The organism is Rhodopseudomonas boonkerdii (assembly GCF_021184025.1).
Classification (GTDB): domain Bacteria; phylum Pseudomonadota; class Alphaproteobacteria; order Rhizobiales; family Xanthobacteraceae; genus Tardiphaga; species Tardiphaga boonkerdii.
Genome location: NZ_CP036537.1, coordinates 4,470,088 through 4,493,305, shown reverse-complemented (window position 1 = coordinate 4,493,305; position 23,218 = coordinate 4,470,088). Strand labels below are relative to the sequence as shown.

25 protein-coding genes are annotated in these 23,218 nt (G+C 62.1%); 13 read left to right on the top strand and 12 right to left on the bottom strand.

The window, feature by feature from the left end; genetic code table 11:
* Positions 1–331: 331 nt before the first annotated feature.
* Entirely contained in the window at positions 332–1,459 is a 1,128-nt protein-coding gene (locus E0H22_RS20645; RefSeq protein WP_233022846.1) for a hypothetical protein, read from the bottom strand.
* Positions 1,460–1,665: 206 nt separating this feature from the next.
* On the opposite strand from E0H22_RS20645, the gene E0H22_RS20640 reads away from it, so the two are divergent.
* The gene (locus E0H22_RS20640) at positions 1,666–1,878 is read left to right on the top strand and encodes a ParD-like family protein (protein WP_233022845.1); all 213 of its coding nucleotides are present in this window, start codon (positions 1,666–1,668) and stop codon (positions 1,876–1,878) included.
* Complete coding sequence (map, locus tag E0H22_RS20635) at positions 1,875–2,636, top strand: type I methionyl aminopeptidase (RefSeq protein WP_233022844.1); 762 nt, start codon at positions 1,875–1,877, stop codon at positions 2,634–2,636. Before E0H22_RS20640 ends, map begins: the two co-directional genes overlap by 4 nt.
* 145 nt (positions 2,637–2,781) lie before the next feature.
* Here the strand turns inward: map and E0H22_RS20630 are convergent, their stop codons facing one another.
* Both E0H22_RS20630 and E0H22_RS20625 read right to left on the bottom strand, forming a co-directional pair.
* Positions 2,782–3,189, bottom strand: coding sequence for a GFA family protein (locus tag E0H22_RS20630; protein ID WP_233022843.1), 408 nt, complete (start codon positions 3,187–3,189; stop codon positions 2,782–2,784).
* Between the two features lie 144 nt (positions 3,190–3,333).
* Positions 3,334–4,467: an FAD-dependent oxidoreductase gene (locus E0H22_RS20625; protein ID WP_233022842.1), complete on the bottom strand. Its 1,134-nt coding sequence runs from the start codon at positions 4,465–4,467 to the stop codon at positions 3,334–3,336.
* A 103-nt stretch (positions 4,468–4,570) separates the two neighbouring features.
* Here E0H22_RS20625 and E0H22_RS20620 point away from each other — a divergent pair, with 103 nt between their 5' ends.
* The gene (locus E0H22_RS20620) at positions 4,571–5,281 is read left to right on the top strand and encodes a TetR/AcrR family transcriptional regulator (protein ID WP_233022841.1); all 711 of its coding nucleotides are present in this window, start codon (positions 4,571–4,573) and stop codon (positions 5,279–5,281) included.
* A gap of 225 nt (positions 5,282–5,506) precedes the next feature.
* On the opposite strand, the gene E0H22_RS20615 is transcribed toward E0H22_RS20620, so the two are convergent.
* The 3 genes from E0H22_RS20615 to E0H22_RS20605 form a co-directional block, all read right to left on the bottom strand.
* Positions 5,507–5,758 carry a hypothetical protein gene (locus E0H22_RS20615; RefSeq protein WP_233022840.1) on the bottom strand — a complete coding sequence of 84 codons (252 nt, stop codon included), beginning with the start codon at positions 5,756–5,758 and terminating at the stop codon, positions 5,507–5,509.
* 312 nt (positions 5,759–6,070) lie between these two features.
* Positions 6,071–6,727 (bottom strand): DsbA family protein, encoded by a 657-nt coding sequence (locus E0H22_RS20610; RefSeq protein ID WP_233022839.1) that lies wholly within the window; start codon positions 6,725–6,727, stop codon positions 6,071–6,073.
* Between the two features lie 93 nt (positions 6,728–6,820).
* Complete coding sequence (locus E0H22_RS20605; protein ID WP_233026454.1) at positions 6,821–7,300, bottom strand: DUF721 domain-containing protein; 480 nt, start codon at positions 7,298–7,300, stop codon at positions 6,821–6,823.
* 28 nt (positions 7,301–7,328) lie between these two features.
* Here E0H22_RS20605 and mutY point away from each other — a divergent pair, with 28 nt between their 5' ends.
* A complete protein-coding gene (mutY, locus tag E0H22_RS20600; RefSeq protein WP_233022838.1) occupies positions 7,329–8,453 on the top strand; it encodes an A/G-specific adenine glycosylase in 1,125 nt (374 codons plus the stop codon).
* A gap of 55 nt (positions 8,454–8,508) precedes the next feature.
* Here mutY and E0H22_RS20595 read toward each other — a convergent pair whose 3' ends face one another.
* Positions 8,509–9,798 carry a flavin-dependent oxidoreductase gene (locus E0H22_RS20595; protein ID WP_233022837.1) on the bottom strand — a complete coding sequence of 430 codons (1,290 nt, stop codon included), beginning with the start codon at positions 9,796–9,798 and terminating at the stop codon, positions 8,509–8,511.
* A gap of 209 nt (positions 9,799–10,007) precedes the next feature.
* On the opposite strand from E0H22_RS20595, the gene E0H22_RS20590 reads away from it, so the two are divergent.
* On the top strand, positions 10,008–10,544 hold the full coding sequence (locus E0H22_RS20590) for a PAS domain-containing protein (protein WP_233022836.1): 537 nt from the start codon (positions 10,008–10,010) through the stop codon (positions 10,542–10,544).
* Positions 10,507–11,832, top strand: coding sequence for a methyl-accepting chemotaxis protein (locus tag E0H22_RS20585; protein WP_233022835.1), 1,326 nt, complete (start codon positions 10,507–10,509; stop codon positions 11,830–11,832). The genes E0H22_RS20590 and E0H22_RS20585 overlap by 38 nt, the downstream gene beginning before the upstream one ends.
* 69 nt (positions 11,833–11,901) lie before the next feature.
* Here the strand turns inward: E0H22_RS20585 and E0H22_RS20580 are convergent, their stop codons facing one another.
* Both E0H22_RS20580 and E0H22_RS20575 read right to left on the bottom strand, forming a co-directional pair.
* Positions 11,902–12,234, bottom strand: a complete 333-nt coding sequence (locus E0H22_RS20580) for a hypothetical protein (protein ID WP_233022834.1) — start codon at positions 12,232–12,234, stop codon at positions 11,902–11,904.
* Between the two features lie 151 nt (positions 12,235–12,385).
* Positions 12,386–13,303, bottom strand: a complete 918-nt coding sequence (locus E0H22_RS20575) for a LysR family transcriptional regulator (protein WP_233022833.1) — start codon at positions 13,301–13,303, stop codon at positions 12,386–12,388.
* 92 nt (positions 13,304–13,395) lie between these two features.
* Here E0H22_RS20575 and E0H22_RS20570 point away from each other — a divergent pair, with 92 nt between their 5' ends.
* The gene (locus tag E0H22_RS20570; protein ID WP_233022832.1) at positions 13,396–13,824 is read left to right on the top strand and encodes a nuclear transport factor 2 family protein; all 429 of its coding nucleotides are present in this window, start codon (positions 13,396–13,398) and stop codon (positions 13,822–13,824) included.
* Between the two features lie 66 nt (positions 13,825–13,890).
* Here E0H22_RS20570 and E0H22_RS20565 read toward each other — a convergent pair whose 3' ends face one another.
* Positions 13,891–15,024, bottom strand: coding sequence for a site-specific DNA-methyltransferase (locus tag E0H22_RS20565; RefSeq protein WP_233022831.1), 1,134 nt, complete (start codon positions 15,022–15,024; stop codon positions 13,891–13,893).
* A gap of 263 nt (positions 15,025–15,287) precedes the next feature.
* Between E0H22_RS20565 and ypfJ the strand changes: the two genes are divergently transcribed.
* Complete coding sequence (ypfJ, locus tag E0H22_RS20560) at positions 15,288–16,223, top strand: KPN_02809 family neutral zinc metallopeptidase (protein WP_233022830.1); 936 nt, start codon at positions 15,288–15,290, stop codon at positions 16,221–16,223.
* Positions 16,224–16,370: 147 nt separating this feature from the next.
* Positions 16,371–16,931, top strand: a complete 561-nt coding sequence (gene moaB / locus E0H22_RS20555; RefSeq protein WP_233022829.1) for a molybdenum cofactor biosynthesis protein B — start codon at positions 16,371–16,373, stop codon at positions 16,929–16,931.
* Between the two features lie 49 nt (positions 16,932–16,980).
* On the opposite strand, the gene E0H22_RS20550 is transcribed toward moaB, so the two are convergent.
* Both E0H22_RS20550 and E0H22_RS20545 read right to left on the bottom strand, forming a co-directional pair.
* Positions 16,981–17,907, bottom strand: coding sequence for a bifunctional helix-turn-helix transcriptional regulator/GNAT family N-acetyltransferase (locus E0H22_RS20550; protein WP_233022828.1), 927 nt, complete (start codon positions 17,905–17,907; stop codon positions 16,981–16,983).
* A gap of 182 nt (positions 17,908–18,089) precedes the next feature.
* Positions 18,090–18,656, bottom strand: a complete 567-nt coding sequence (locus tag E0H22_RS20545) for a glycosyltransferase family protein (RefSeq protein ID WP_233022827.1) — start codon at positions 18,654–18,656, stop codon at positions 18,090–18,092.
* A gap of 161 nt (positions 18,657–18,817) precedes the next feature.
* Here E0H22_RS20545 and E0H22_RS20540 point away from each other — a divergent pair, with 161 nt between their 5' ends.
* The 4 genes from E0H22_RS20540 to E0H22_RS20525 all read left to right on the top strand — a co-directional run bounded on the left by E0H22_RS20540 (position 18,818) and on the right by E0H22_RS20525 (position 23,119).
* Positions 18,818–19,978, top strand: a complete 1,161-nt coding sequence (locus E0H22_RS20540) for a PA0069 family radical SAM protein (RefSeq protein ID WP_233022826.1) — start codon at positions 18,818–18,820, stop codon at positions 19,976–19,978.
* 256 nt (positions 19,979–20,234) lie between these two features.
* Complete coding sequence (locus tag E0H22_RS20535; RefSeq protein WP_233022825.1) at positions 20,235–20,693, top strand: VOC family protein; 459 nt, start codon at positions 20,235–20,237, stop codon at positions 20,691–20,693.
* 71 nt (positions 20,694–20,764) lie between these two features.
* Complete coding sequence (gene rnhB / locus E0H22_RS20530) at positions 20,765–21,538, top strand: ribonuclease HII (RefSeq protein ID WP_233022824.1); 774 nt, start codon at positions 20,765–20,767, stop codon at positions 21,536–21,538.
* A gap of 78 nt (positions 21,539–21,616) precedes the next feature.
* Positions 21,617–23,119, top strand: a complete 1,503-nt coding sequence (locus E0H22_RS20525) for a glycosyltransferase family 39 protein (RefSeq protein WP_233022823.1) — start codon at positions 21,617–21,619, stop codon at positions 23,117–23,119.
* Positions 23,120–23,218 lie beyond the last annotated feature (99 nt).

Below are 23,218 nucleotides of genomic sequence, written 5' to 3'. Positions count from 1 at the left end.
TATCTGGTTTTGATGCTCTAGATCATCGAGTCGCACAGGACCCATCAATTCGTAACCCCTTGAATGGAGTCTCGTTTTCCGAATCCTTGCGTTTTTCCAAGGATTTAGCTATGTAACACGTATGGCGTGCCGTCGGAGGCAACCGACGACACGCCACGTTTCATGCATCAATTACTTTGTTGCATGTTACTTCTCCTTGGCAGGGCTTACCGTGACCGCCTTGTTTAGCGCCTCAAGATTGCTACTCGGGTCCTCACCCTTTCGCTGCCCACTGCTTCAGTGCCACGGCCTCAAGCAGTCGGTATTTCATGGCGGGCCTTTGGCCCGCCAATTAGTTTAAGGCTCCCGTTCGTCTCTCGACGATCAGGCGAGGCTCATTCGGAGCTTCTACGGTAGCTTCGCTGTGCAAGCTATCGGTGTTGCGAACGTGCTTGGGCACGCCGGCTTTCGTCGCGACTATCCGCCACTTGCGACGGAATTCGGAAGTCACATAGGGCACGCCGGTTGGCTCGCAAACAATCATAGGGCCGTGAGTCGGAATCTTTCCGACCCACTCCAGTTCTTCCATGATTGCCGGAAACTTTTTCAAGTCGAACAGGAATTCCTGCTGCTTCTGCAGGCGGTTACTTGTGGAGTGGTGAAGGATCATGTCCTTGTCCAGTTGCTCCCAACGAAGACCACGCCACCAGCTATCTTCGCCAAAAATAATATCGGAAGCGCCTGCCTCGGCAATCGGAAGCCATTCGCCGATGACGTCGAACTGCCGTAACTTCAACTCAAACTGCAAGACCTGAGCTAGTGCCATCGAATGCCAGCCAGCATTGTGAGCTTCTTCTCGAATTGCTCTCACATGGTCGTCTGTTAGATGTTCGGTGCTCTGCTTTGTAGGTGCTCTGAATCTCATCGTCTTGAGCGTGCCGCTAATCAAAGCGCAGTCGGCATTGTCCAATTCGGCCATGCCGAAGTTATTGAGCTGCCGGACCATCCCAACGAGGGCGTGCGCCATGTACAGCTTCCCGGTAGCGGTCCAGCTATCATAGGTCCGCTGAAAGCGGTCTTTCGTGAATTCGCGGAGTTTCCAGTCACCAATATCTTTGGCGATGCGCCTAAGGAGGCCGTCGTAACTCGCGCGAACTTTGAATGTCAGAAAATGGAAGGGGGACTTGGCGTGGCTGCGGTAGACCTGAATAAGATCATCGATAGTAACGATGGGTGTGGAGGTCGCCGGATTTTCAGGTGAAATAGGCAGCAGCAGCGTTCTTGGTTCGTCAATACTTTTCGCTCGAGGCGCCTTAACCGGGGGATTGTTGTCCTGGTTGGTTGTGGGGTCTGCCCCGCGGCCCGGCATGTTGAGCGAGATATTGTACTTCGCGGCGATGTCCTGGTTCTGCTCAATCCAGCGCTCCAGTTCCGCGACAGCGGCGATCTCGCGCTCAAGCTCCGCCATCTTGGCGGCCATGAGGGCCTTCATGTCCCCTAAGGCTTTGTTTGGCGATTCTGACATACGAGAGCTATGGCATAGTAGCCCTCATTATTCAAGAGTGCGGACATGGTTCTTAGATTTTATCCCCAATAGCCACGGCCTGTAGTTGCTGTGATGACGTCGTTGGCTTTACAAAATCTCGAATGATATGGTTTATATATGAATCATATAAGGAGCCGATTGTGGGAATTGTAAGCATTGACGATGAGCTGCATGAGCAGCTCCGTAGAGCTACCAAGGTGTCATGTCGGTCGATCAATGCGCAGGCCGCTTACTGGATCAAGATCGGTATGCTCTGCGAGGCCGACCCCTCTCTAAGCTTTATTGAAATTCTGGCGCGTGAGATGAGTGCGGCGGGGGTGGAGACGCCGTCGCTCGCCGCGAGCGCGGCATGACAAAGACGTCGCAGGAACTCGCGCTGATGGCGGAATCCGGCCGGCTCTTGGCCGCCGTCTTCGCGCTGCTGGATCGCACAACACTGGTCGGCCGCTCGACGCTCGCCATCAACGACATGGTCGAGCGCTTCATCACGGATGACCTCGCCGCGCGACCGGCGAGCAAGGGGCAATATGGCTTTGCCTTCGTGCTGAATTCATCGATCAACGAGGTGGTCTGCCACGGCATTCCCTCCGCGCGTGACGTGCTGAAGGAGGGTGACATCGTCAATTTCGACATCACGCTGGAGAAGAACGGCTATCTCGTCGACAGCAGCAAGACCTATTGCGTGGGCGCGGTGAACACGGCGGCGAAGCGGCTGGTCGAGGCCACTTATGACGCGATGTGGCAGGGCATCCGCGCTGTCAGGCCGGGCGCGCGGCTCGGCGATATCGGCTTTGCCATCGAGCGCCACGCCAAACGCTGCGGCTATGCGGTGGTGCGCGATTATTGCGGCCACGGCATCGGCCGCGAGATGCATGAAGCGCCGCAGGTGATGCATTTCGGCAAGCCGAATACCGGCCTCGTGCTGCGTGAGGGCATGGTGTTCACCATCGAGCCGATGCTCAATCGCGGCAAGCGCCATGTGCGCACCGAGGATGACGGCTGGACTGTCGTGACCGAGGACGGCTCGCTGTCGGCGCAGTTCGAGCACACGGTGGCGGTGACGGCGAAGGGCGTGAAGGTGCTGACATTGCGGGCGGATGAGAAGCGGTGATTGAACTCCGTCCCTCATCCCAACTCCGTTCCTCATCCTGAGGAGCGCGCAACGCGCGCGTCTCGAAGGGTGGCCAAGAACTCCGAGCCCGGCCAGCTCATGGTTCGAGACGGCGCTGCGCGCCTCCTCACCATGAGGGACGGAGTTAGTCTTCCGCAACAAACCTCAGCACCCCCGCCATGCGCTGCGGCTTCCCCGTATCGTTCGGATGATGGACGCTGTCATTCACCGGCACCTCGGCAAAATCGAACAGGCTCACGCCATCGAGACAGGCGACATTCACCGCGAACGAGGTCTGGTCCGAGCGCCGCTGATGATGCGTGTAGACGCCGCAGCGCGCGCAGAAGAAATGCTCGGCGCCCCTGGTGTTGAAGCGATAGCTGGTCAGCGCATCCGCGCCCTGCAGCACCTTCACGCCGCCAGCGGCCGTCATCACCATCACGGCGCCGCGCATGCGGCACATGGAGCGGGTGCAGCGGCGGACGGTGGAGAAACCGTCGCTCAGCACTGCCTCGAAACGCACGGCGCCGCAATGGCGCTGGCCGGCATGCATCGTCGACCACTCGCCATATGCGCGCTTCTCCTGTGGGGATCACCGAGCCCGATCGTCATGGGCCGCACAAATGTCTTAGCGAGAGCTATGCCGCGTGTGAACCTGTCGCCGCAAGATCTGGTCGAAACAGAAAACCTTCTTTGGTTATGCGTCCGGCACAAAGCTGCTGAACATGTCCACCACGCCCTGCGGTGAGGTGTCGTTGAAGAACAATTTGAGGTTCCTGTCAGCCTCTTCGGCGACGGCTGCGCTGCGCGGAAACAGGTCTCTCTCGTAGGCTGCAAGTGCAGCTTCGGTATTGTCGGGATGAGCTGCGAGAGCCCTGGCAAGTTCGGCACCATCAAACATCGCAAGATTGGCGCCTTCGCCAGCGAAAGGTGACATCAGATGCGCGGCGTCGCCGACCAGTGTGACGCCCGGCACGCGTGTCCACTGGTGAGTGATTGGCAATGCGTAGATCGGACGAAGGACAGGCGCCACATCGCATTCGGTGATCAATGCCGTCAGTTCCGGCGCCCAGCCTTCGAATTCTGCGGCGATTGAGGCAAGGGCAGCGGCTCGATCGGAGGGATTAATGCGCGCGATCCAGTCTTCGGGCCGGTTCAGCGATATGTAGCCCTGCAGCGTCCCGTCGCCATGGCGATGCGCCATGATGCCCTGGCCTGGCGCCAGCGCCATCAGCGTGCCGTCGCCGATGGCCTGTGCGCTGGCAGGGTGGCGCGTCGCGGTGTCGAACAGGAACGTCTCGATGAAACAGGTGCCGACATAGGCCGGCCGGTGATCGGTCAGCAGCGGGCGCACGCGCGACCACGCGCCATCCGCGCCGACAAGCAGATCGGCCGTCACCTGCGCGCCATTGGTGAAAGCGAGTTCATGCCGCCCGTCGCCGTGCGACGATACCGATGCGAGCTTGTGCCCCCAGCGGATCGCATCTGCGGGCAATGACTCCAGCAGGATGCGGCGTAGCTCGCCGCGATCGACTTCGGGACGGATGCCGAGGCCCTGTTGCCGATCGAACAGCAGTCGGCCGTGCTTGTCGCGAATGCGCTTGGCATCGGCGCCGGGAATGATGATGGCATGGAACTGCTCGGTGAGTCCGGCAGCCGCAAGCGCAAGCTGTCCATTATAATCGTGGATGTCGAGCAGGCCGCCCTGCGCGCGCGCATCCGCCGAGGCCTCGGCTTCATAGATCGTCGCCGCGATGCCGTGGACATGCAGCACGCCGGCCAGCACCAGGCCGCCAAGCCCGGCGCCGACGATGGTGACATGGAGGCTCATGCTGAATTCCTTCGTGGATCGGCGGTGTCTATAAGGCCGATGAATGAAATGGAACGACGTTCCAATCTATTGGAATGTTGTTCCAATTATGTCAGGATGGGCCATGGCCAAGAAATCTGCGACCAGGAAATCCGCGACCGGGAAACCAGTCAGAAGTCCAAGGCGGGAAGAGTCGCTCTCGCGCGATCGCATCGTCGAAGCCTCGATTGCACTGCTCGATGATGGGGGTGAGGACGGTCTGACATTCCGTGCGCTCTCGGAACGGCTCGCGACGGGTGCGGGCGCGATCTACTGGCACGTGCCCAGCAAGGGTGAATTGCTGACGGCGGCATGCGACGCCGTCGTCTCACGCACGATGAAGGCCGTGGCGGCGGCCGCCGCGCCGGAAGCGACGTTGCGGGATGTGGGGCTGGCGTTGTTCGATGCGATCGACGCGCATCCATGGGTTGGTTCGGCGCTGATGCGAAGTCCCGGTCAACTGCCGATGGTCCGCATCATCGAGCGCATCGGCCAGCAGGTTCGCGGGCTCGGTGTGCACGAGGACGCGCAATGGGCCGCAGTCGGCACGTTGCTGAACTACATTCTCGGCGTCGGCGGCCAGAACGCCGCCAATGGCCAGCTGGCCCGCGCGCAACAGATCGATCGATCGGATTTTCTCGACAGCGTTGCGACGGCCTGGTCAGAACTCGACGCCGGCGACTATCCGTTCACGCGCAGCCTTGCGGACAAGCTGCGGAGGCATGACGACCGAGAGGATTTCCTCGCCGGGCTCGATCTCATCCTCAGCGGCATCAAGAGCGCATTGCCGAACTGATCAGATGTCGCGCGCCAGCTCATCCGGCCGCCGCTGCTGCGGCATGCCGAGCACGGCGATGCAGAGGGCCAAAAAGGCCAGCCCGATGAAATCGACGACGATGTTTCCAAACATGACGCACCCCCAAAATATTTCGGGAGAATGCGAAGGTCGCGCTTAAGCACTTCTTAATGCGCGTTACCGGGCCGTTAACATGGTTAATTCTGCCGGCCCTCGCGGCGCGCGTCAGCGCGTGCGTGTCTGGGTGCTGCGCGGCATCGGGATTTCTGCTTTCAGTGCGGTCTCGCCCTCGGGCGTGATGCGATAGCGCGGCATGCTGCCGGCGGAAGACTCGATCCAGCCTTTCTGCAGCATGTTGGCCAGCGTCTTCTGACCGGCCGGGAGAAGATGCGTTGCCGGCAGATCGGGGGCGGCGCGCAATTTCTGCAACGCGGTACGCTCGACATAGTGCGGGAGGTGGGGAGCGCGTGAGGGCATGTCGGGGTGATGCAGTGCGAGGGGAACGATGGCCGCAAAGCGCAGCTACGGGGGCGCAGCGCCGGCAGTTTCAATCGAGGTCAACGCAACCGAGTCCGGTCCGTTCCCCGGAAAAGTGCCCTCGCAGCGTTGCCCCAGGGTTGCCACAAGAATTTCGCCGCGGACGTCGTTTCGGGTGTGTTTGGAGCACCATTTCCTTGCGGCAAACCTGCGGCGGCTGCGGCCAGCTTGCGGCATCCCGGCGGCTGCTGTGGCAAACGAAAATGGCCGGGACGACACCGGCCATGGTCCGATCGATGATGGCAGGCTGGCTCAGCCCTTCAGCAGCGGCGTGATCTTCTTGGAAAATTCCTCAAAGGTCTGCTCGCCGCGCAGCATCTCGCCATTGATGAAGAAGGTCGGGGTCGAATTGACCTTGAGGACTTCGTTGGCGAATTTCTGGTCGGCCGCGATCTTGTCCAGAAGCGCCTGATCCTTCAGGCATTCCTCGACCTGCTGCTGGCTGAGGCCGGCTTGCTTGCCGATCCGGGTGAGGGTTTCGGCGGTGTTTTTCATCACCCATTCGTTCTGCTGCTTGAACAGCATGTCGACCACGGCAAAATACTTGCCGGCATCGTCCTTGGCGATGCAGCGCGACAGCATGGAGCCCGCGGCGGCCTTGATGTCGAGCGGAAATTCCCGGAACACGTAGCGGATCTTGCCGGTGTCGATGAATTCGGTCTTGATCTTCGGGAATACGGTCTCGTTGAAATTGGCGCAGTGGCCGCAGGTCATCGAGGCAAATTCGACCACGGTGACGGCTGCATCTTTCGGACCGAGCGCCATGTCCGGCAGCGACACCGGCTTGGCGACGTCGGCCGCGGTCTGTGCGGAGGCCTCCGAGATCAGCCGCAGCGGCGACAGGCCGATGGCTACGGCGGCGCCGGTCAAAGCGAGGGCGGCGGTGAATTCGCGGCGCGTAATGATCAAGGGTTTGCTCCGAAGTGGCGATTTGCCGTGAAAGTTCGCTTCGCTAACTTGAAACGGCAAATGTGGCAAGCGGATGCCGGAACCAGAAGCCGCTCAACTTCGCTTGATTGCCGCCCCGAGCCGGGCCAGAGCGTCCTTCAGGGCCTCGTCTTCGACATCCGGCAGGGTCGCAGCGACCCTCGACACGGCATTCGGGTCGACTGGCTTGATTTTCCGCTTGGCCGTTGGCCGCGACAGCGGGGCCTGGCGGAGAGCGAGTTTGCCGACGGCATTCCAGCCGAAAAAGCGGTTCACCTTTTCCAGGATGATGTCCGACATGTGCTGGATCTCCAGCGCCATCGGTCCTTCCACGCGCAGGATCAGCGTTGCCGGTTCCTGCAGCTGCCCCTCGACCGGCCGCGGCCACTGGATCTTCAGTGGTTCGGAGAAATGCGCCACCTGGGTCCCGGCGATCTCGGCCCAGCGCGTCACCAGTTCGCGCGAGGCAAAGCCTTGTTTGGCATAGGCATCCGCAAACACGCCGCCGAGCAAAGCGGAGAGCGGTTTTGCGGAAGTGGGGCCGGGCTTGTTCATGAACGAGCGATTTGGGTACATGTCTTCCATGAGTCTATCAGCCCCCGCCAGCAGACGGAAGAAAGCCGCGAGCCCTGCTCCAGCGATATTGAATAGCGGGGAAGCCGTGCCTGAACGGCCGGGACAGATTCTCGCCTGGTATGACCGTCATCGTCGCCGGCTGCCGTGGCGGGCCCTGCCCGGGGAGAGCGTCGATCCCTATCGGGTCTGGCTGTCTGAAATCATGCTGCAGCAGACCACCGTGCAGGCGGTGGGGCCGTATTTCATGAAGTTCCTGGATCGCTGGCCGACGGTGAGCGATCTCGGCCGTGCATCGCAGGATGACGTGCTGCGGATGTGGGCCGGGCTCGGCTACTACTCGCGCGCTCGCAATCTGCATGCCTGCGCCGTCGCCGTTCTGCGCGACCATGGCGGCGTGTTTCCGGATACGGAGGAGGGGCTGCGCGCTCTGCCGGGCATCGGGCCCTATACCGCGTCGGCGATTGCAGCGATCGCTTTCGACCGACACTGCATGCCGGTGGACGGCAATATCGAGCGCGTCACGTCGCGCCTCTATGCCGTCGAGGAGCCGCTGCCGAAATCGAAGCCGACGATCGTCACATTGGCCGCGACACTGCTGGGGGCGGCGCGTGCCGGGGACAGCGCGCAGGCGCTGATGGATCTCGGCGCTACCATCTGCACGCCGAAGAAACCCGCCTGTTCGCTTTGCCCGGTCAACGACAATTGCGCAGCAAAGGCGCGCGGCGATCAGGAGACGTTTCCGCGCAAGGCGCCGAAAAAGAGCGGAATGCTGCGGCGTGGCGCTGCCTTCGTGGTTACGCGCAACGCCGAACTGCTGGTGCGTACCCGTGCCGAGAAAGGTCTTCTCGGTGGCATGACGGAGGTGCCGACGTCGGTCTGGCTCACGGATCATGACGATGCGGATGCACTGGCTCAGGCGCCGGTGTTGAAAGACGCAACGCCCTGGCATCGCCGGGTCGGTGTCGTCAGTCACGTCTTCACGCATTTTCCGCTGGAGCTCGCCGTTTACACGGCGCAGGTTCCAGCCCGCGCCAAAGCGCCGGCGGGTATGCGCTGGGTACCGATCGCAACGCTTGACGGCGAGGCCCTGCCGAATGTCATGCGCAAGGTCATTGCGCATGGGTTGGGCTGATCGGGCCGGGCTGAGCACGCTGCGTGGATGTCGAGTTCGCCGCTTGCAGACCGTTCTATCCACCGCGGGATAATTGCGACACCGGTGGCACTGGCACGATCGGCGGCTTCGCATTGAGGCCGTCGACCTGAAAGCCGGCGACGCGCTTGTAGTTGGCGGCGATGTCTTCCAGCTCCTGCTGCGACAACACGTCGGTGACCACGTTGAATCCGTCCGGCGCACGTTCCTCGACGATCTGCATGACCTGTTCCGGTCCGTTGCGGCGGTTCAGCATCACGAGCTCGGTAGTTGCGGGCCGTCGTTCCGCCTCATAGGCTTGCAGTGCTTCCGTTGCTTCGCCATGGGCAAGAATTTCACGAGTCAGCACGCGGGCATCGAGGATCGCTTGTGACGCGCCGTTGGAGCCGATCGGATACATCGGATGCGCCGCGTCACCCATCAGCGTGACGCGGCCGAAGGTCCAGCGGTCGACGGGATCGCGATCCACCAGCGGATATTCATAGGCGTGCGGGCAATGGCGGATCAGGCCGGGCACGTCGAGCCAGTCGAAGCGCCAGTCCTCGAACCAGGGCAGGAATTCTTCGAGCCGTGCCGTGCGGTTGTAGTCCTCGCGGCGCCATTGATAGGTCGGCGGCATATGCCGTTCGGCAACCCAGTTGATCTGGTACTTGCCGTTGGCATCGGGCGCCTGCGAGATCGGGTAGCAGACGAATTTCAGGATCTCGTGGCCGGCCATGATCATGGTGCGGCCGGTGAGGAAAGCATCGCTCGCGGTGATGCCGCGCCACAGGATGCGGCCGTTCCAGAGTGGTGCGCCTTCCTGCGGATAGAGCTTCTCGCGAATAGCCGAATGGATGCCGTCGGCGGCGATCAAGAGCGTGCCATCGTAGCTGCCAGCGGATTTGCCGGTGGCCTTGTCGATGAAGTCGGCGCGAATGCCGTCCGGCGTCTCCGACCAGCCGGTGAGATGATGGCTGGTGAGGATGTTTTCGGCGCCGAGGCGTTCCTTAACGGCATCGAGCAGGATCTGTTGCAGCTTGCCGCGGTGGATCGAGAATTGTGGCCACTTGTATCCGGCCTCGATGCCGCGCGGTTCGCTCCAGATCGGTTTGCCGTGCTTGGAGAAGAAGGCGAGTTCGCAGGTGCGTACGCCGATGGCATCGAGCTGGTCATGCAGACCGAGTTCGACCAGCTCACGCACGGCATGAGGCAGCACATTGATGCCGACGCCGAGCGGCTTCAGCGCGAAGACGCTTTCAAACACGCGGCAAGGAATGCCGATCTGATGCAGGCTGAGCGCGAGCGTCAGGCCTCCGATGCCGCCGCCGGCGATGAGAACGGTCATGATATTTGCTTCCCCCCTTGAATTGGATCGAGGTCATGGCACGGGACGGGCAATGGCGGCAACCGGAACGATCGCCGCGGAAACCTCAATCGGCCCCGCATATGGACGGCGGATTCTTGGTGGACGAAGCCTTAACGCAAAATTCAGGGTGCGTTCCCTAATACCGTCATCACTGCATTTTGGGTGAATCGGTCACCGACAGGTCAATGATGTCCCACCAGATTAAACCGAGCGGCCGCGAGACGTTTTTTCCCGAATCCGAACTCATCGTATCCAAGACGGATCTCAAAGGTCGTATGATCTATGTGAATCGACTGTTTTGCGCCATGGCCGGTTACACCGAAGCCCAGTTGCTCGGCCAGCAGCACAGCATGATCCGCCATCCCGATATGCCACGCAGCGTGTTTCGCCTGTTGTGGGACACCATCGAGGAGCGTCGCGAGATCTTCGCCTACATCAAAAACATGGCGAGCAATGGCGATCACTACTGGGTCTTCGCTCATGTCACGCCGTCCTACGGCACCGATGGCAAGGTTGCCGGCTATCATTCCAACCGCCGCATGCCGCCGCCGGATCTGATCAAGGACACCATCGCTCCGCTTTATGCGGAAGTGCTGGCCATCGAGAAACGGCATGCCAACGGCAAGGAAGCCGTCGCTGCCGGCTACAAGGCTCTCACCGATTTCGTTGCATCCCGGAAGGTCAGCTATGACGAACTCATGTTTTCTCTCCCGCGCGCGGCTTAGCGCGCTGGTCGTCATTGCCGGTCTGGCGCTCGGGCTGGTGCTGCAGTTCGCGAGCTTATCCACCGCTGCCATGATCGCGCAGGGCGTGGCGCTTGCAGCGTCAGTGCTCGCGCTGGTGTTGATGAGCAAGGTCGCGAAGCTGATCGAGCATGCGCGGAGCGTCTGCCAGCGCATCGCGAAGGGCGACTTCGAGGCACGTATCCTCAACATCCCGGCGCAAGGCAGCACGGGTGGGCTGCTGCACAGCATCAACGACATGATCGACGGCTGCGACGCATTCGTGCGGGAGTCGACAGCGGCGATGAGCGCAGTGCACGACAACAAATACTACCGTCGTATCATGCTTGGCGGTTTGCATGGTAGCCTGTTGCATGGTGCCAAGGCGATCAATGCGGCGACGGGCAAGATCGCCGAACGCATCGTGCATTTCGAGAAACAGACCAGTGAGCTGGAAGCTGCCGTAGGCGGTATCGTCTCCGCGCTCGACAGCGGCGCGGCGGAGATGAGCGGCACCGCCGGCAATCTGCGCACCGGTGCGTCTTCGACGCTGTCGCGCGTAACCTCGGTGGCGGCGGCTTCGGAACAGGCGGCGGCAAACATGCAATCGGTGGCGTCCGCGACAGCGCGCCTGTCGTCGAGCGCCAGCGAAGTCGGCGCCGATGTCAATCGCTCGGCTGCGATTGCCGGCCGCGCGGTGGAACGCGTGGCGGACGCGGCGGGCAATGTCGACACACTGCGCCATGTCGCGACGCGCATCAGCGAGGTCGTCACCTCGATCAACGCGATTGCCAGCCAGACCAATCTGCTCGCGCTCAACGCGACCATCGAGGCGGCGCGTGCTGGCGATGCCGGTCGCGGCTTTGCCGTGGTGGCGCATGAAGTCAAGGCGCTGGCGACGCAGACCGCGAATTTCACCGCCGAGATCGAAAAGGAAATCGGTCAGGTGCAATCGGCGACCGACAAGGTCAGTGCGTCGATCAGCGAGATCGGCACCGTGATCGCCGAGGTCAACGAGATCACCGGCAAGGTTGCCGGAGCTTCGGAGGCGCAATCCTCAGCGACGGCGGATATCGCTCGCAATATCGATGAAGCCTTTGTCGTGGTGCGTGAAATTTCCACGAACATCCAGTCGCTGGCAGAGACCGCCAGGGATACCGAGCAACTTGCGACATCGACCATGGAGGCTTCGGACGACTTGTCTTCGCAGTCGGGGTTGTTGACGCGGAAAATCCGCAGCTATCTCGGTGAAGCCCGCGAGAGTCTGGTGCGTCAGGCAGCCGTTGCCTAGCGGCAGCAGCTAACGGAGCAATCACAAGCCGACGTCTATGGGCGCCGGCTTTTTGCTGAAAGAGTGCTTTCAGGCTCTGACATCGGTGAAGAAGCCGCTGGTGCTCTCGCCTTTGTCGGTCTGCTTCTGCAGCGCTTCCTTGATCTTGTCGGCGATCTTCTGCTCGACCTCCCTGCGCTGCTCCGGCGTCATGTTCTTCAGCTGCTCCTCGGTTACCCCCACACTTTTGAGCAGCGCGTCGCGAATTTTCTCCGCCGGAGATTTCTTGGCGTAGTCGAGAAACTTTTGTTCGACCGTCTTTTCGGTCTGTTGAGTTGCAGCAAGCGCGGTCGATGTCTTGTTCGCCTGCAGCTTGTTCGGCAAACCGAAGGACTGCATGCCGGCGAGGATCGAGCTGGACATTTAAATTTCCCTGCGCGTGACTTTTGATGATCACAACGCAAGATCCGCGCCATTGGAAATATTCAGATGTATGAGCAGCTTAAGCCCGCAATGCATTCGCGCGCCACTGCCGGTGGGCAAGCTTTGCCGGCAGATCTGGCCGTGCAAGATCTCAGCGACGCTTCAACGGGCCGAGCTCGCGTGCGGTTTCCAGCATGATCTTGCGCAGCCAGATCGATCCTGAATCGAATTGCGCCCGTGTCGGCGTGAACATGAATTGCTCGTCGAGGCCGGGATCGAGCGGCGGCGCCACCGCAGCAAGGGACAGCGGTTTGGCCAGCGCCGCGATCAGGCGGCTAGGTACGAAGGCAACGAGATCGGTGCGCGCGGCCACATGCAGCGCCTCGATATAGCTGGGAACGATCAACGCGATCTGCCGATCCACGTCTTTGCTGCGCAACCAGTCGTCGATCAGGTCGTCGCTCTGGCCGCGCAGGATGACGGCGACATGGCGTGCATTGCGAAAGCCGTCGATCGACCTGAGGCGCGTCCGCTGGGGATGATCGTGCCGGACCGCGAGTGCGTCGGAGTCGGTGTAGAGCAGCTGGCGATGAAAGCCCTTGAAGGCATTGCCAATGCTGATCACCATATCGAGGCTGCGGGCGAATTCCGCTGTCAGGATGGCCGGACCGCGCCAGGGCACCACATTGATGCGGATGCCCGGCGCCGCGCCGTCGAGCTTCTTCATCAGCGGCGGCATCAGGAGCTCCACCGCGAGATCTGGCATCATCAGGCGGAAATGACGATCACTCGCGCCGGCATCGAACACGTCAGGCACGAACAGGCCACGCACCTGTTCGAGCGTCTGAGCCAGTGGGGCCCGCATCGCCTGCGCCCGCGGTGTCAGCTCCATACGTGGTCCGACACGGACGAGCAGGGGATCGCCGAGCAATTCGCGCAGGCGCCGCAAAGCATGGCTGGTCGCCGGCTGCGACAGGCCGATCCGCATGGCGGCACGACTGACGCCGGCCTCACGAAGCAGGGCGTCGAGCGCGACCAGGAGGTTGAGATCGAGGGCGGCCAAATTCATCAGGTGAATATATGTTATATCAAGCATCGATTGGAAGAATGACGTTATCTGGTCGATGCTCATCGTGCCTGCCAACCGATGGAGTGATGGCGATGAGCACGAACGACAACAAGAAGCTGATCCAGCAGATCTATAGCGATTCAACCAATCGCAGCGGCACGACCTTCATGGACGTGCTGGCCGAGGACGCGACCTGGACGGTCACCGGCCAATACTCATGGTCGCGCACCTTTCGCGGTCGGGATGCAATTCTCAATGGTCTGATGGGCCATGTGCGGAGCCTGCTGACCGATCGCACGCGGACTGTGCCGCACACGTTTGTCGCCGAGGGCGATCTCGTGGTGGTCGAAGCCAGAGGCGACAACCTTACCAAGACCGGTGCACGTTATGACAATGAGTACTGCATTGTCTGGACGGTGCGCGACGGCAAGGTTACGGCCGTGCGCGAATATTGTGATTCTGCCTTGACCGAACGCGCGCTGGGACCGTTTCCGCAGGATCGGGTCACCGCTGTCGCCTGAAACGCAGAAGAGCCGGGCAGCTGCCCGGCTCGTCATGAATGTTTATGCGGTCGATCGTGCGCAATCTCAGCCCGCGCCCATCTCGCTGCGGATTTCTGCACGCAATTCGTCGATCAGGCGCAGGCCCTTCTTCGTCTCGACATGCCAGAACGTCCAGCCGTTGCAGGCGGCCGCGCCCTGGGCCATGGCGCCCATGCGGTGGATCGAGCCGACCTTGTCGCCGAACATGATGGCACCGTCGGCGCGCACCAGAGCGCCGTGACGCTTCTTGGCGTCGACCAGCTTGGTGCCGGGCGAAATGAGACCGCGTTCGACCAGTTCGGCGAAGGCCACGCGCGGGGCGCTGCGGGCGGTCATGAACGGGGCGAGCGTGGCTTCCGGCAAGGGCTCGATGGCGGCGATGCGGGCCCTGGCGGCTTTCGCATACTCCCTATCGCGCTCGAAGCCGATATAGGAGCGGCCAAGCCGCTTGGCGACGGCGCCCGTGGTGCCGGTGCCGTTGAACGGATCGATCACGAGATCGCCGGGCTTCGACGAGGACAGGAGCACGCGGGCGAGCAGGCCTTCGGGCTTCTGCGTCGGATGCACTTTCTTGCCGTCGTCGCCCTTCAGGCGCTCGTCGCCGGTGCAGAGCGGGATCAGCCAGTCGGAGCGGGCCTGCACGTCGTCGTTGGCGGCCTTTAGCGCTTCGTAATTGAAGGTGTAACCCTTCGCCTTTTCGTCGCGGGCGGCCCAGATCATGGTTTCATGCGCATTGGTGAACCGTCGGCCGCGGAAATTCGGCATCGGATTCGACTTGCGCCAGACGATGTCGTTGAGAACCCAGAAACCGAGGTCCTGCATGATCGCGCCGACGCGGAAAATGTTGTGATAGGAGCCGATCACCCACAGGGTCGCCGACGGCTTCATGGCGCGCCGCGCGGCCAGCAGCCATGCGCGCGTGAAGTCGTCATATGCCGCGAATGACGAGAACTTGTCCCAGTCATCGGTGACGGCATCCACATGGGAATCGTCGGGGCGTTTCAGGTCGCCCTTCAGCTGCAGGTTATAGGGCGGATCTGCAAAGACCAGATCGACCGAACCTGCCGGGAGTTTCGACATCTCGGCGACGCAATCGCCGACGATGATATCGTGGGTAAGACGTGACTCGAGTTGTGTGCGGGACGCCCTCAAGGACGCCCCGCTACGCGAACCAACCATGACTCAATTACTCTGACTCAGGCGACGCTGTCGGCGACGCGGGACTAAACAACCGACTGACCGGTAATGTGAACGGGCAAAGTAAAAATCGACTTAATTGGTAATGGAATCGCGCTAGGCAAGTTTTGCCGGGCAGGCTAATGCTTATGCTTAACGCGATGCGGAAATTTTGCGTTGTTTGCGCGTTATGTTCGGCCGATGCCTCTGGTTGGTCGTCTCGCAACTGGTCCGACAGCCGCGCGTTGAAATGAAGGAATTGCCCGATGCGTTACGATGATTTCCGTCGCAGCGATAATATCGATGACCGTCGCGACGACGATGGCGGTGGTTACGGCGGCGGAGGCGGTTTTGGCATTCCCGGCGGAGGCGGCGGTCTCGGCATCGGCACAGTGATCGTGCTCGGACTTGTCGGCTGGGCGCTCGGCATCGATCCGCGTTTGCTCATCAGCGGCGCGGAGATTTTCACCGGCGGCCAGCAGGCGCCGACCTACCAGACCGATCGCCGTTCGGCGCCGAGCAAGTCGGGTGCACCGACGGACGAAATGGGCAGCATGATTTCCGGCGTGCTCGGCGAGATCGACGATCGCTGGAGCGAGATTTTCCGCGAGAGCGGGCAAACCTACAAGGGTCCGCAGATCGTACTGTTTCGCAATGCCACCAATGGCGGCCGCTGCGGCATGGCGCAGTCGGCGATGGGGCCGTTCTATTGCCCTCCGGACCAGAAGATCTATCTCGACACCAGCTTCTTCCGGCAGGTCGAGACCAAGTTTCGCGGCTGCTCGGGAAATGCGTGCAAGTTCACCGCCGCCTATATCATCGCGCATGAAGCCGGCCATCACGTCCAGAACCTGCTCGGCATCATCCCGCGCGTGACGCGCGCGCAACAGCAAGCATCCAGTAAGGCGGAAGCGAATAACCTGCAGGTGCGCGTGGAGCTGCAGGCGGACTGCCTGTCCGGCGTCTGGGTCAATCGCGAGGAGAAGAAGCGTCCCGGCTTCCTTGAGCAGGGCGATATCGATGCGGCGCTGCAGACCGCGGCGGCGATCGGCGACGATACGCTGCAGCGCCAGGCGCAGGGCCGCGTCGTGCCGGACTCCTTCACCCACGGCTCGGCCGCGCAGCGCAAGCGCTGGTTTATGGTAGGTTACCAACAGGGGACCATCCAGGCCTGCAATACGTTCGGTACGGATCGACTTTGACGCGCTGTGCCCCGGACGCGGCGCGGCGCGAAGTGCCGCTCCGCAGAGCCGGGGCCGTCACGAATTCCGATTTTTGCTACGGTCCCGGTTCTGCGAAGCGGCGCAAAGGACGCCGCATCGCGCCCGGGACGTGAAAGGACCGAGTTCATGTCCATCGACGAATCCAAAACCTTCGTGCCGCTCAACATCGCGGTGCTGACGATTTCCGACACGCGCTCGCTCGATGATGACAAATCCGGCGCGACGCTGGCGGATCGGCTGACCTCTGCAGGTCATGTCCTGGCGAAGCGTGAGATCGTCACCGACGATGTCGAGGCGATCCGCGCAGTAGTGAAATCATGGATCGCCGATCCCGGTATCGATGCGATTATCACGACGGGTGGGACCGGCTTCACTGGCCGCGATGTGACGCCGGAGGCGATCGAGCCTCTGTTCGAAAAGCGGATGGATGGTTTCTCCATCGCGTTTCATATGCTGAGCCATGCCAAAATCGGTGCCTCGACCATTCAGAGCCGCGCCACGGCGGGCACGGCAGGTGCGACCTTCATCTTCTGCCTGCCGGGGTCACCGGGGGCATGCCGCGATGGCTGGGACGGTATCCTGAAAGCCCAGCTCGATTACCGCACACGCCCGTGCAATTTCGTTGAGATCATGCCGCGGCTGGATGAGCATCTGCTGCGGCCGAAGGCGAAAGGTGGGTCGGCCTGATTTCGTAGCGGGTATCGCTGCGGCGCTTTGTGCCTCCGCTCAACCGATCCTACAGGACGAGTTCCCAGGTCTCGCCCACGAGGTTCTGCCCGAAGCTGCGATGCGGCTCGCTGGCGACGAGCTTGAAGCCGGCGCGTTCGTAAATCTTGCGCGCCGCGAACAGGTTGCTCTGCGTCCACAGCGTGATTTTCCGATAGCCGCATTGCCGCGCGAAACCGATGGCTTCAGCGACCAGCCGATGCCCGAGCCCCTGGCCGCGGCCGGCGGGATCGATGATCAGCAGGCGGATTTTCGCGATGTCGTCCGATCCCTTGACGAGAAAGATCGAGCCGACCTGCCGGCCATCCATATCCGCGATCCAGCAGCGCTCGCGCGAAGGATCGAAGGCGGCGAGATATTTGGCGACGATGTCGGCAACGAGTCCTTCGAAGGAGGCATCGAAACCGTATTCGGATGCATAGAGTGCACCGTGGCTCTGTACCACCCAACCCATATCGCCAGGCCGCGGGTCGCGTAGCATCGCGAGAGGCCTGTGGCCTTCATCCGTGCCGAGCAGCTTCTCGATAATGGTCATCGCCTGCACGACGCGCGGAGCGTCGGTGCCGAGCTTGTTCAGCATGGCTTCGACATGATCGTGTGATCCGCGGTTGAGACGGCCAAAGGCGAGACGGCCCTTGGCCGTGAGGCTCAATTGGTGAAGACGCCGATCCTTGGCCGAGGGCTTGCGCGAGATCAGGCCTTTTTCCGTGAAGCCTTTCAGAATGCGGCTAAGATAACCGGCGTCAAGGCCGAGAGCATCGCCGATCGTGCGTGCCGACAGGCTGTCTTCATGCGCGAGTTCGTACAACACGCGCGCCTCCGTGAGAGAATACGGGCTCGCCAGCAATTGCTGGTCCAGCACGCCAAGTTTGCGCGTGTAGAAGCGATTGAAAGCACGAACGGCGGCAACGGGATCGGTGGCGGGCGAGCAGGACATTGTGGCAACCTCAATGATTGCTAATGTCAATCAATTTGTTGCTTTTGGCAATCATTTAATTGTCTCGGATCGGCCGTAGGATGGGTAGAGCGGAGCGAAACCCATCATTCCTTCGATGCGGCAGGCTCCGCCGATGGGTTTCGCTCCGGCGCTGTGCGCCTGCGCTCTACCCATCCTACAGGTCAGGCCACCATAATGATCCGGCTGCGCAGCATGGTGCGCGAGGAACCGAGCTGGCGCAGCAGCCGGGCCTCGGAGCGGGGCGCGTCGGCATGGCCGCCGAGGCGCTCATAGTGATCGCGTGCGATCAGAAGACCTTGATCGGCCTTGGGGCCGCTGATGGACCGGAGCAGATGCTTCACTCCGTCGCCAAAACCCGTTTCAGCATAGGGCGAACGGGCATAGCGAAAGATGCCGGCGCGCGGGCGGTCGCTGGCGCTGACGCGCTGAATGAATTGCTGTGTTTCTTCGATCCAGCCATGGTCCAGCACCGCGCCGGCATGAAGAAACATCAGCCAGGGCGAGCGCGCGGCTTTTGCACCCGCAGCCATTGCCGCAGCCCGTGAGCCGGTGGAGGTCAGAAAATCGCAGCCGGCGACATCGGCGACGTGCTCGATCACATTGGTTCCGGCACGATCGACCAGCAGCACCTCGCGGATCACGCCCGCAGCTGCGCCAGGCACCAGCGCCGCCAACGTGGCGACTGCGGGCTGTTCTACTCCGTCGGTGGGGATGATCACGCTCAGCATGGGTGTGGATAATACCTCAAGGGCCGCGTGCTTGCGTTATCATTTCGTCATAGTGAAAGCAGCGACAGAAGCTGTCCTTGCTTAATGCACGGCTGTGGGCGCGGTGGCGTCGGCTTTTCTTTTGTTCTTGATATGTTCTATGAAGCTGATAGCGTGGCTTCATGAATCAGAACGCCGCAGCCCTCCAGATGCCGACCGCTCCCGCGCCGTCCGATATCGCGGGACTATCATCGCCATTCCCGGCGATCGAGGTCGCGATCGACCGCCAGCGGCGGCGCGGTCGCGGCGCCCAATCCAATGACAGCGGCCGTTACGAGAAGGAGGCGCGGGTCGCCTTCGACGATGGCTGGCAGAGCCTGGACGATCTGCCGCCATTCAAGACGACTGTCGCGACGGATACGGCGCGAAAGGTCATTACGCGCAACGAGTCACCGGATATCGGTTTCGACCGTTCGATCAATCCTTATCGCGGCTGCGAGCATGGCTGCGTCTATTGCTTCGCACGGCCGACCCATGCCTATCTCGGTCTCTCGCCGGGGCTCGACTTCGAATCCAAACTGTTCGTGAAGCCGGATGCGCCGGCTCTCCTCGAAAAGGAGCTGTCGGCCGCGGAATACGAGCCGAAGATGATTGCGATCGGCACCAATACCGATCCGTATCAGCCGATCGAGCGCGAGCGCAAAGTGATGCGCGGCATTCTCGAAGTGCTGGAGAAGACCGGCCATCCCGTGGGGATCGTGACGAAATCGGCGCTGGTGGTGCGCGACATCGATATTCTCGCCCGCATGGCGAAGCGTAATCTCGTCAAGGTGGCATTGTCGGTCACCTCGCTCGATCCGAAGCTGGCGCGCGCCATGGAGCCTCGCGCTTCGACGCCGCCGAAGCGGCTGGAAGCGCTAAGGCTGCTGTCCGAAGCCGGTGTTCCGACCACGGTGATGGTCGCGCCGGTGATTCCAGCGCTGAACGACAGCGAGATCGAACGCATTCTCGATGCCGCCGCGCATGCCGGGGTGAAGGAAGCGAGCTATGTGCTGCTGCGTCTGCCGCTGGAGGTGCGCGATCTCTTCCGGGAATGGCTGATGGCGAATTACCCGGATCGCTATCGCCATGTCTTCACGCTGATCCGCGAGATGCGCGATGGCCGCGATTACGATTCGCAGTGGGGCACGCGCATGAAGGGCACCGGGCCGATGGCCTGGATGATCGGCCGCCGTTTCGAGGTCGCCTGCGCCAAGCTCGGCCTCAACAAGAAGCGATCGAAGCTGACGCTCGATCATTTCGAGAAGCCCGCCGGCGCGGGGCAGCAACTGAGTTTGTTTTAGGTGCTTTGTCCCGGACGCGATGCGGCGCGAAGTGCCGCTCCGCAGAGCCGGGACCGCCACGAACTCCGGGCTTGATGCGGTCCCGGCTCTGCGGACTAGCGCAAGCGCTGCACCGCGTCCGGGACAACATAAGAGTTTACTCCTGAAGGTCTCGCAATCTTGGGAGCAACTCGGGGAAGGGGCGTCGGCCGGAAACCAGAGCCGGCCGGCGACCCCTTCTCCGCTTTTTATTTCGCGTAGAATGAAGGACTGTAAAGTGACGAGCAGCGATCGACCCAAACCGGTGCCGCGCCTGACCGCGGTAACCCTTGGCACCCACGATATCCGCCGCAGCATCGCCTTTTACGAGGCGCTCGGTTTCCAGCGAAAAGCCAAGGAGACCGGGGAAGCCATCGCCTTCTTCGACACCGGCGCCAGCCTGCTGGCACTTTTCCCATGGGATCGACTGGCCGACGATGCCCAGCTGCCCGACCAGCCGCGGCCTCAGGCCTTTCGCGGGACCACGATGGGCTGGAACTGCCACTCGCGCGAGGAGGTCGATGCTGTGCTGACGCTTGCCGTCGCTTGCGGCGCAACGCTGATCAAGCCGGCGCATGAAACCTTTTACGGCGGCTATTCCGGCTATTTCGCCGATCCCGACGGTCATGCCTGGGACGTGGTAACGGCGCCAGGCATCGAGGTTGGCGACGACCGGCGGGTGCATCTGGCCGATTAGGTGGCTGGGATAGTGGGCATGATTTCGGGTTCCAGGTTGCGCCCCTAGGGCAGGATGCGCACCATCCGCCCATGATTCGGGAAACCAGAAACAAACCGGCCAAGACAGCGGAGCTCAAGAGGGCGGAGCCCAAAGCTGCGGCTACAACGCCGCGCAAGCCGATCGTCGGCGCCGGGCATCCGAGCTTCAGGCGCGAGCGGGCGCTGCTGAAGCAGGGGATCTGGCCGGTTGCGGGCTGCGACGAAGCCGGCCGCGGGCCGCTCGCCGGGCCGGTGGTGGCTGCCGCTGTGATCCTGAATCCCAAGCGCATTCCCAAGGGCCTCGACGACTCCAAGAAGCTGACCGAAGCCAGGCGGGAGGCGCTATTCGAGGAGATCTGCGCGACATCGTCCTTCGCCGTCGCCTATGCTTCGCCGGCGCGGATCGACCGCGACAACATTTTGCGTGCCTCCCTTTGGGCGCTGGCGCGTGCCGTCGCCTCGCTGCCGGAAGCGCCGCAGCATGTCTTTGTCGACGGCCGCGACAGGATCGAAACCGATGCGACCTGTGAGGCCGTGATCGGCGGCGATGCACTGGTGCTGTCCATCGCAGCCGCGTCCATTATCGCCAAAGTCTCGCGTGACCGGCTGATGTGCAGACTCGCGGAGGAATGTCCTGGCTACGGTTTCGAGGTCCACAAGGGTTATGGCGTGCCGCAGCATCTCGCGGCACTGAACGAACTTGGCCCCAGCGTCCATCATCGTAGCCTGTTCGCACCGGTGGTTGCCGCGCGCGTCCGGCGCGAGGCCATTGTGATCAAGACCGAGATCGTTGACGTGCAGGCCACTCTCGACCTGTCCGCCTGACCGGCTGCAGTTGCCTCGAGCGGCTGCCCGCCGTATCACCTGTGGGCTTCTGTCATTCGCGGGCCGGTCCGGACGTTCATGCGCTTCACTTCCCTGATCGTCGAACTGATCCGCGCCCGGCCGCGACTGGTATTCTGGATCGCGGTGTTATCCCAGGCGCTGCTCTGGCTCATGGTGCCGCTGCTGCTCTATCGCGGTCCGCCCGGCGATCTCGCCACCGTGCTGGCTTATGGTCGGGAGTATCAGGTCGGGACCGAATTCGGCCCGCCGCTGGCTTATTGGCTTGCTGACATCGCCTTCCGCGCTGCCGGCAATCACATCTTCGGTGTCTATTTGCTGGCGCAGATTTGCGCCGTACTGATGTTTCGTGCGGTCTACCAGCTTGGCCGCCACATCGTCGGTGGACCACAGGCAGTGATCGCGGTGTTGCTGACCATGACGGTGACAGCTTTCAGCTCGCCCGGCATCGAATTCGGCCCGTTGGTGCTGGCGCGTCCGCTGTGGGCGATGTTCCTGCTCCATGCCTGGCTGGCGATCGAACAGGGGCGCCGCAGCGCCTGGTTCGCGCTGTCCATCGAGGCCGGTCTGCTGCTGCTGACCACGCCGCAGGCGATGTGGCTTTTGCCGTTGCCTCTATTGTTCGGCCTCGCCACCGCGCGCGGGCGACGCTATCTCGCCTCGCTTGATCCGTTCTTCGCGCTGATCGTCATCGCCGTGCTGGCATTGCCCTATGCGGTCTGGGTGATCCGGTCCGGCGTGAGCGTTCTGCCGCCGCCGCCGGTGATGACCGAGCTCGCTGGCAAGGCGGGGCAATGGGGCATCCTACAGGCCTGGCTCATCGCAGCCACGGCCGGCGTATTTGTGCTGACCGCGATGAACTGGCGCCGCCTCGTGCCTGACGGCGAGGATGCTCCTGTGATCTTCCGTCCCCCGGTCGATGCCACAGCACGCGCCTATGTTTATTTTTTCGCGCTCGTGCCGGCGTTGCTCGGCAGCCTGTTTGCCGCGCTCTACGACCGTAACACTGTCGTCGGCGGGAGCGGGATTGCGCTGGTGATGTCCGGCCTCGCGGTGGTGATCGCTGCCGGCAACCTCATTGCGCTCCGACGCCAGCGGGTGCTTCGCAAGGTGTGGGCTACGGCGATCGCCCTGCCGGCTCTCGCCGTGCTGGTCAATGTCGTGGTTTTTCCGTGGATCGATGGGCCGGAGGATCGCACGGCGTTGCCGTCGCGCGAGATCGGCAAATTCTTCGGCGAGAGTTTCGAGCGTCGCACCGGACAGAAACTCGCCGCTGTCGCCGGCGATCCGCAGCTTGCGGCGCTCATCGGCATGAGCGCCTCGCGTCCGCATGTGCTGAACGATGCGCAACCGCAGCGCACTCCATGGATAACGCCGGCGAAGTTTATGGAGACCGGCGGCGTCGTGATCTGGCGTGCCACCGATACGATCGGCACGCCGCCTGCCGATCTCGCCCAGCGCTTTCCGGGCCTCGTCCCGGAAGTGCCACGGGCATTCGACCGGCTGATCAATGGCAGCCGGCCATTGTTGCGGGTGGGCTGGGCGATTGTGCGACCGAAATAGCTCGGCCCTCATGGTGAGGAGGCGCTCTTGCGCCGTCTCGAATCATGAGATTGCCGGGCTCCGAGATCGCAGCCATCCTTCGAGACGCGGCCAAGTGGC

What these genes read in the sequence shown, in the direction of transcription:
- E0H22_RS20570 (WP_233022832.1), top strand. Translation starts at nt 13,396, where the DNA reads ATGAGCACGAACGACAACAAGAAGCTGATCCAGCAGATCTATAGCGAT.
- ypfJ (WP_233022830.1), top strand. Translation starts at nt 15,288, where the DNA reads ATGCGTTACGATGATTTCCGTCGCAGCGATAATATCGATGACCGTCGC.
- E0H22_RS20575 (WP_233022833.1), bottom strand. Translation starts at nt 13,303, where the DNA reads ATGAATTTGGCCGCCCTCGATCTCAACCTCCTGGTCGCGCTCGACGCC.
- E0H22_RS20550 (WP_233022828.1), bottom strand. Translation starts at nt 17,907, where the DNA reads ATGTCCTGCTCGCCCGCCACCGATCCCGTTGCCGCCGTTCGTGCTTTC.
- E0H22_RS20565 (WP_233022831.1), bottom strand. Translation starts at nt 15,024, where the DNA reads ATGGTTGGTTCGCGTAGCGGGGCGTCCTTGAGGGCGTCCCGCACACAA.
- E0H22_RS20645 (WP_233022846.1), bottom strand. Translation starts at nt 1,459, where the DNA reads ATGGCCGCCAAGATGGCGGAGCTTGAGCGCGAGATCGCCGCTGTCGCG.
- E0H22_RS20595 (WP_233022837.1), bottom strand. Translation starts at nt 9,798, where the DNA reads ATGACCGTTCTCATCGCCGGCGGCGGCATCGGAGGCCTGACGCTCGCG.
- moaB (WP_233022829.1), top strand. Translation starts at nt 16,371, where the DNA reads ATGTCCATCGACGAATCCAAAACCTTCGTGCCGCTCAACATCGCGGTG.
- rnhB (WP_233022824.1), top strand. Translation starts at nt 20,765, where the DNA reads ATGATTCGGGAAACCAGAAACAAACCGGCCAAGACAGCGGAGCTCAAG.
- E0H22_RS20525 (WP_233022823.1), top strand. Translation starts at nt 21,617, where the DNA reads ATGCGCTTCACTTCCCTGATCGTCGAACTGATCCGCGCCCGGCCGCGA.
- E0H22_RS20580 (WP_233022834.1), bottom strand. Translation starts at nt 12,234, where the DNA reads ATGTCCAGCTCGATCCTCGCCGGCATGCAGTCCTTCGGTTTGCCGAAC.
- E0H22_RS20540 (WP_233022826.1), top strand. Translation starts at nt 18,818, where the DNA reads ATGAATCAGAACGCCGCAGCCCTCCAGATGCCGACCGCTCCCGCGCCG.
- E0H22_RS20625 (WP_233022842.1), bottom strand. Translation starts at nt 4,467, where the DNA reads ATGAGCCTCCATGTCACCATCGTCGGCGCCGGGCTTGGCGGCCTGGTG.
- E0H22_RS20630 (WP_233022843.1), bottom strand. Translation starts at nt 3,189, where the DNA reads ATGCATGCCGGCCAGCGCCATTGCGGCGCCGTGCGTTTCGAGGCAGTG.
- map (WP_233022844.1), top strand. Translation starts at nt 1,875, where the DNA reads ATGACAAAGACGTCGCAGGAACTCGCGCTGATGGCGGAATCCGGCCGG.
- E0H22_RS20585 (WP_233022835.1), top strand. Translation starts at nt 10,507, where the DNA reads ATGACGAACTCATGTTTTCTCTCCCGCGCGCGGCTTAGCGCGCTGGTC.
- E0H22_RS20615 (WP_233022840.1), bottom strand. Translation starts at nt 5,758, where the DNA reads ATGCCCTCACGCGCTCCCCACCTCCCGCACTATGTCGAGCGTACCGCG.
- E0H22_RS20620 (WP_233022841.1), top strand. Translation starts at nt 4,571, where the DNA reads ATGGCCAAGAAATCTGCGACCAGGAAATCCGCGACCGGGAAACCAGTC.
- mutY (WP_233022838.1), top strand. Translation starts at nt 7,329, where the DNA reads ATGAGTCTATCAGCCCCCGCCAGCAGACGGAAGAAAGCCGCGAGCCCT.
- E0H22_RS20605 (WP_233026454.1), bottom strand. Translation starts at nt 7,300, where the DNA reads ATGAACAAGCCCGGCCCCACTTCCGCAAAACCGCTCTCCGCTTTGCTC.
- E0H22_RS20545 (WP_233022827.1), bottom strand. Translation starts at nt 18,656, where the DNA reads ATGCTGAGCGTGATCATCCCCACCGACGGAGTAGAACAGCCCGCAGTC.
- E0H22_RS20590 (WP_233022836.1), top strand. Translation starts at nt 10,008, where the DNA reads ATGTCCCACCAGATTAAACCGAGCGGCCGCGAGACGTTTTTTCCCGAA.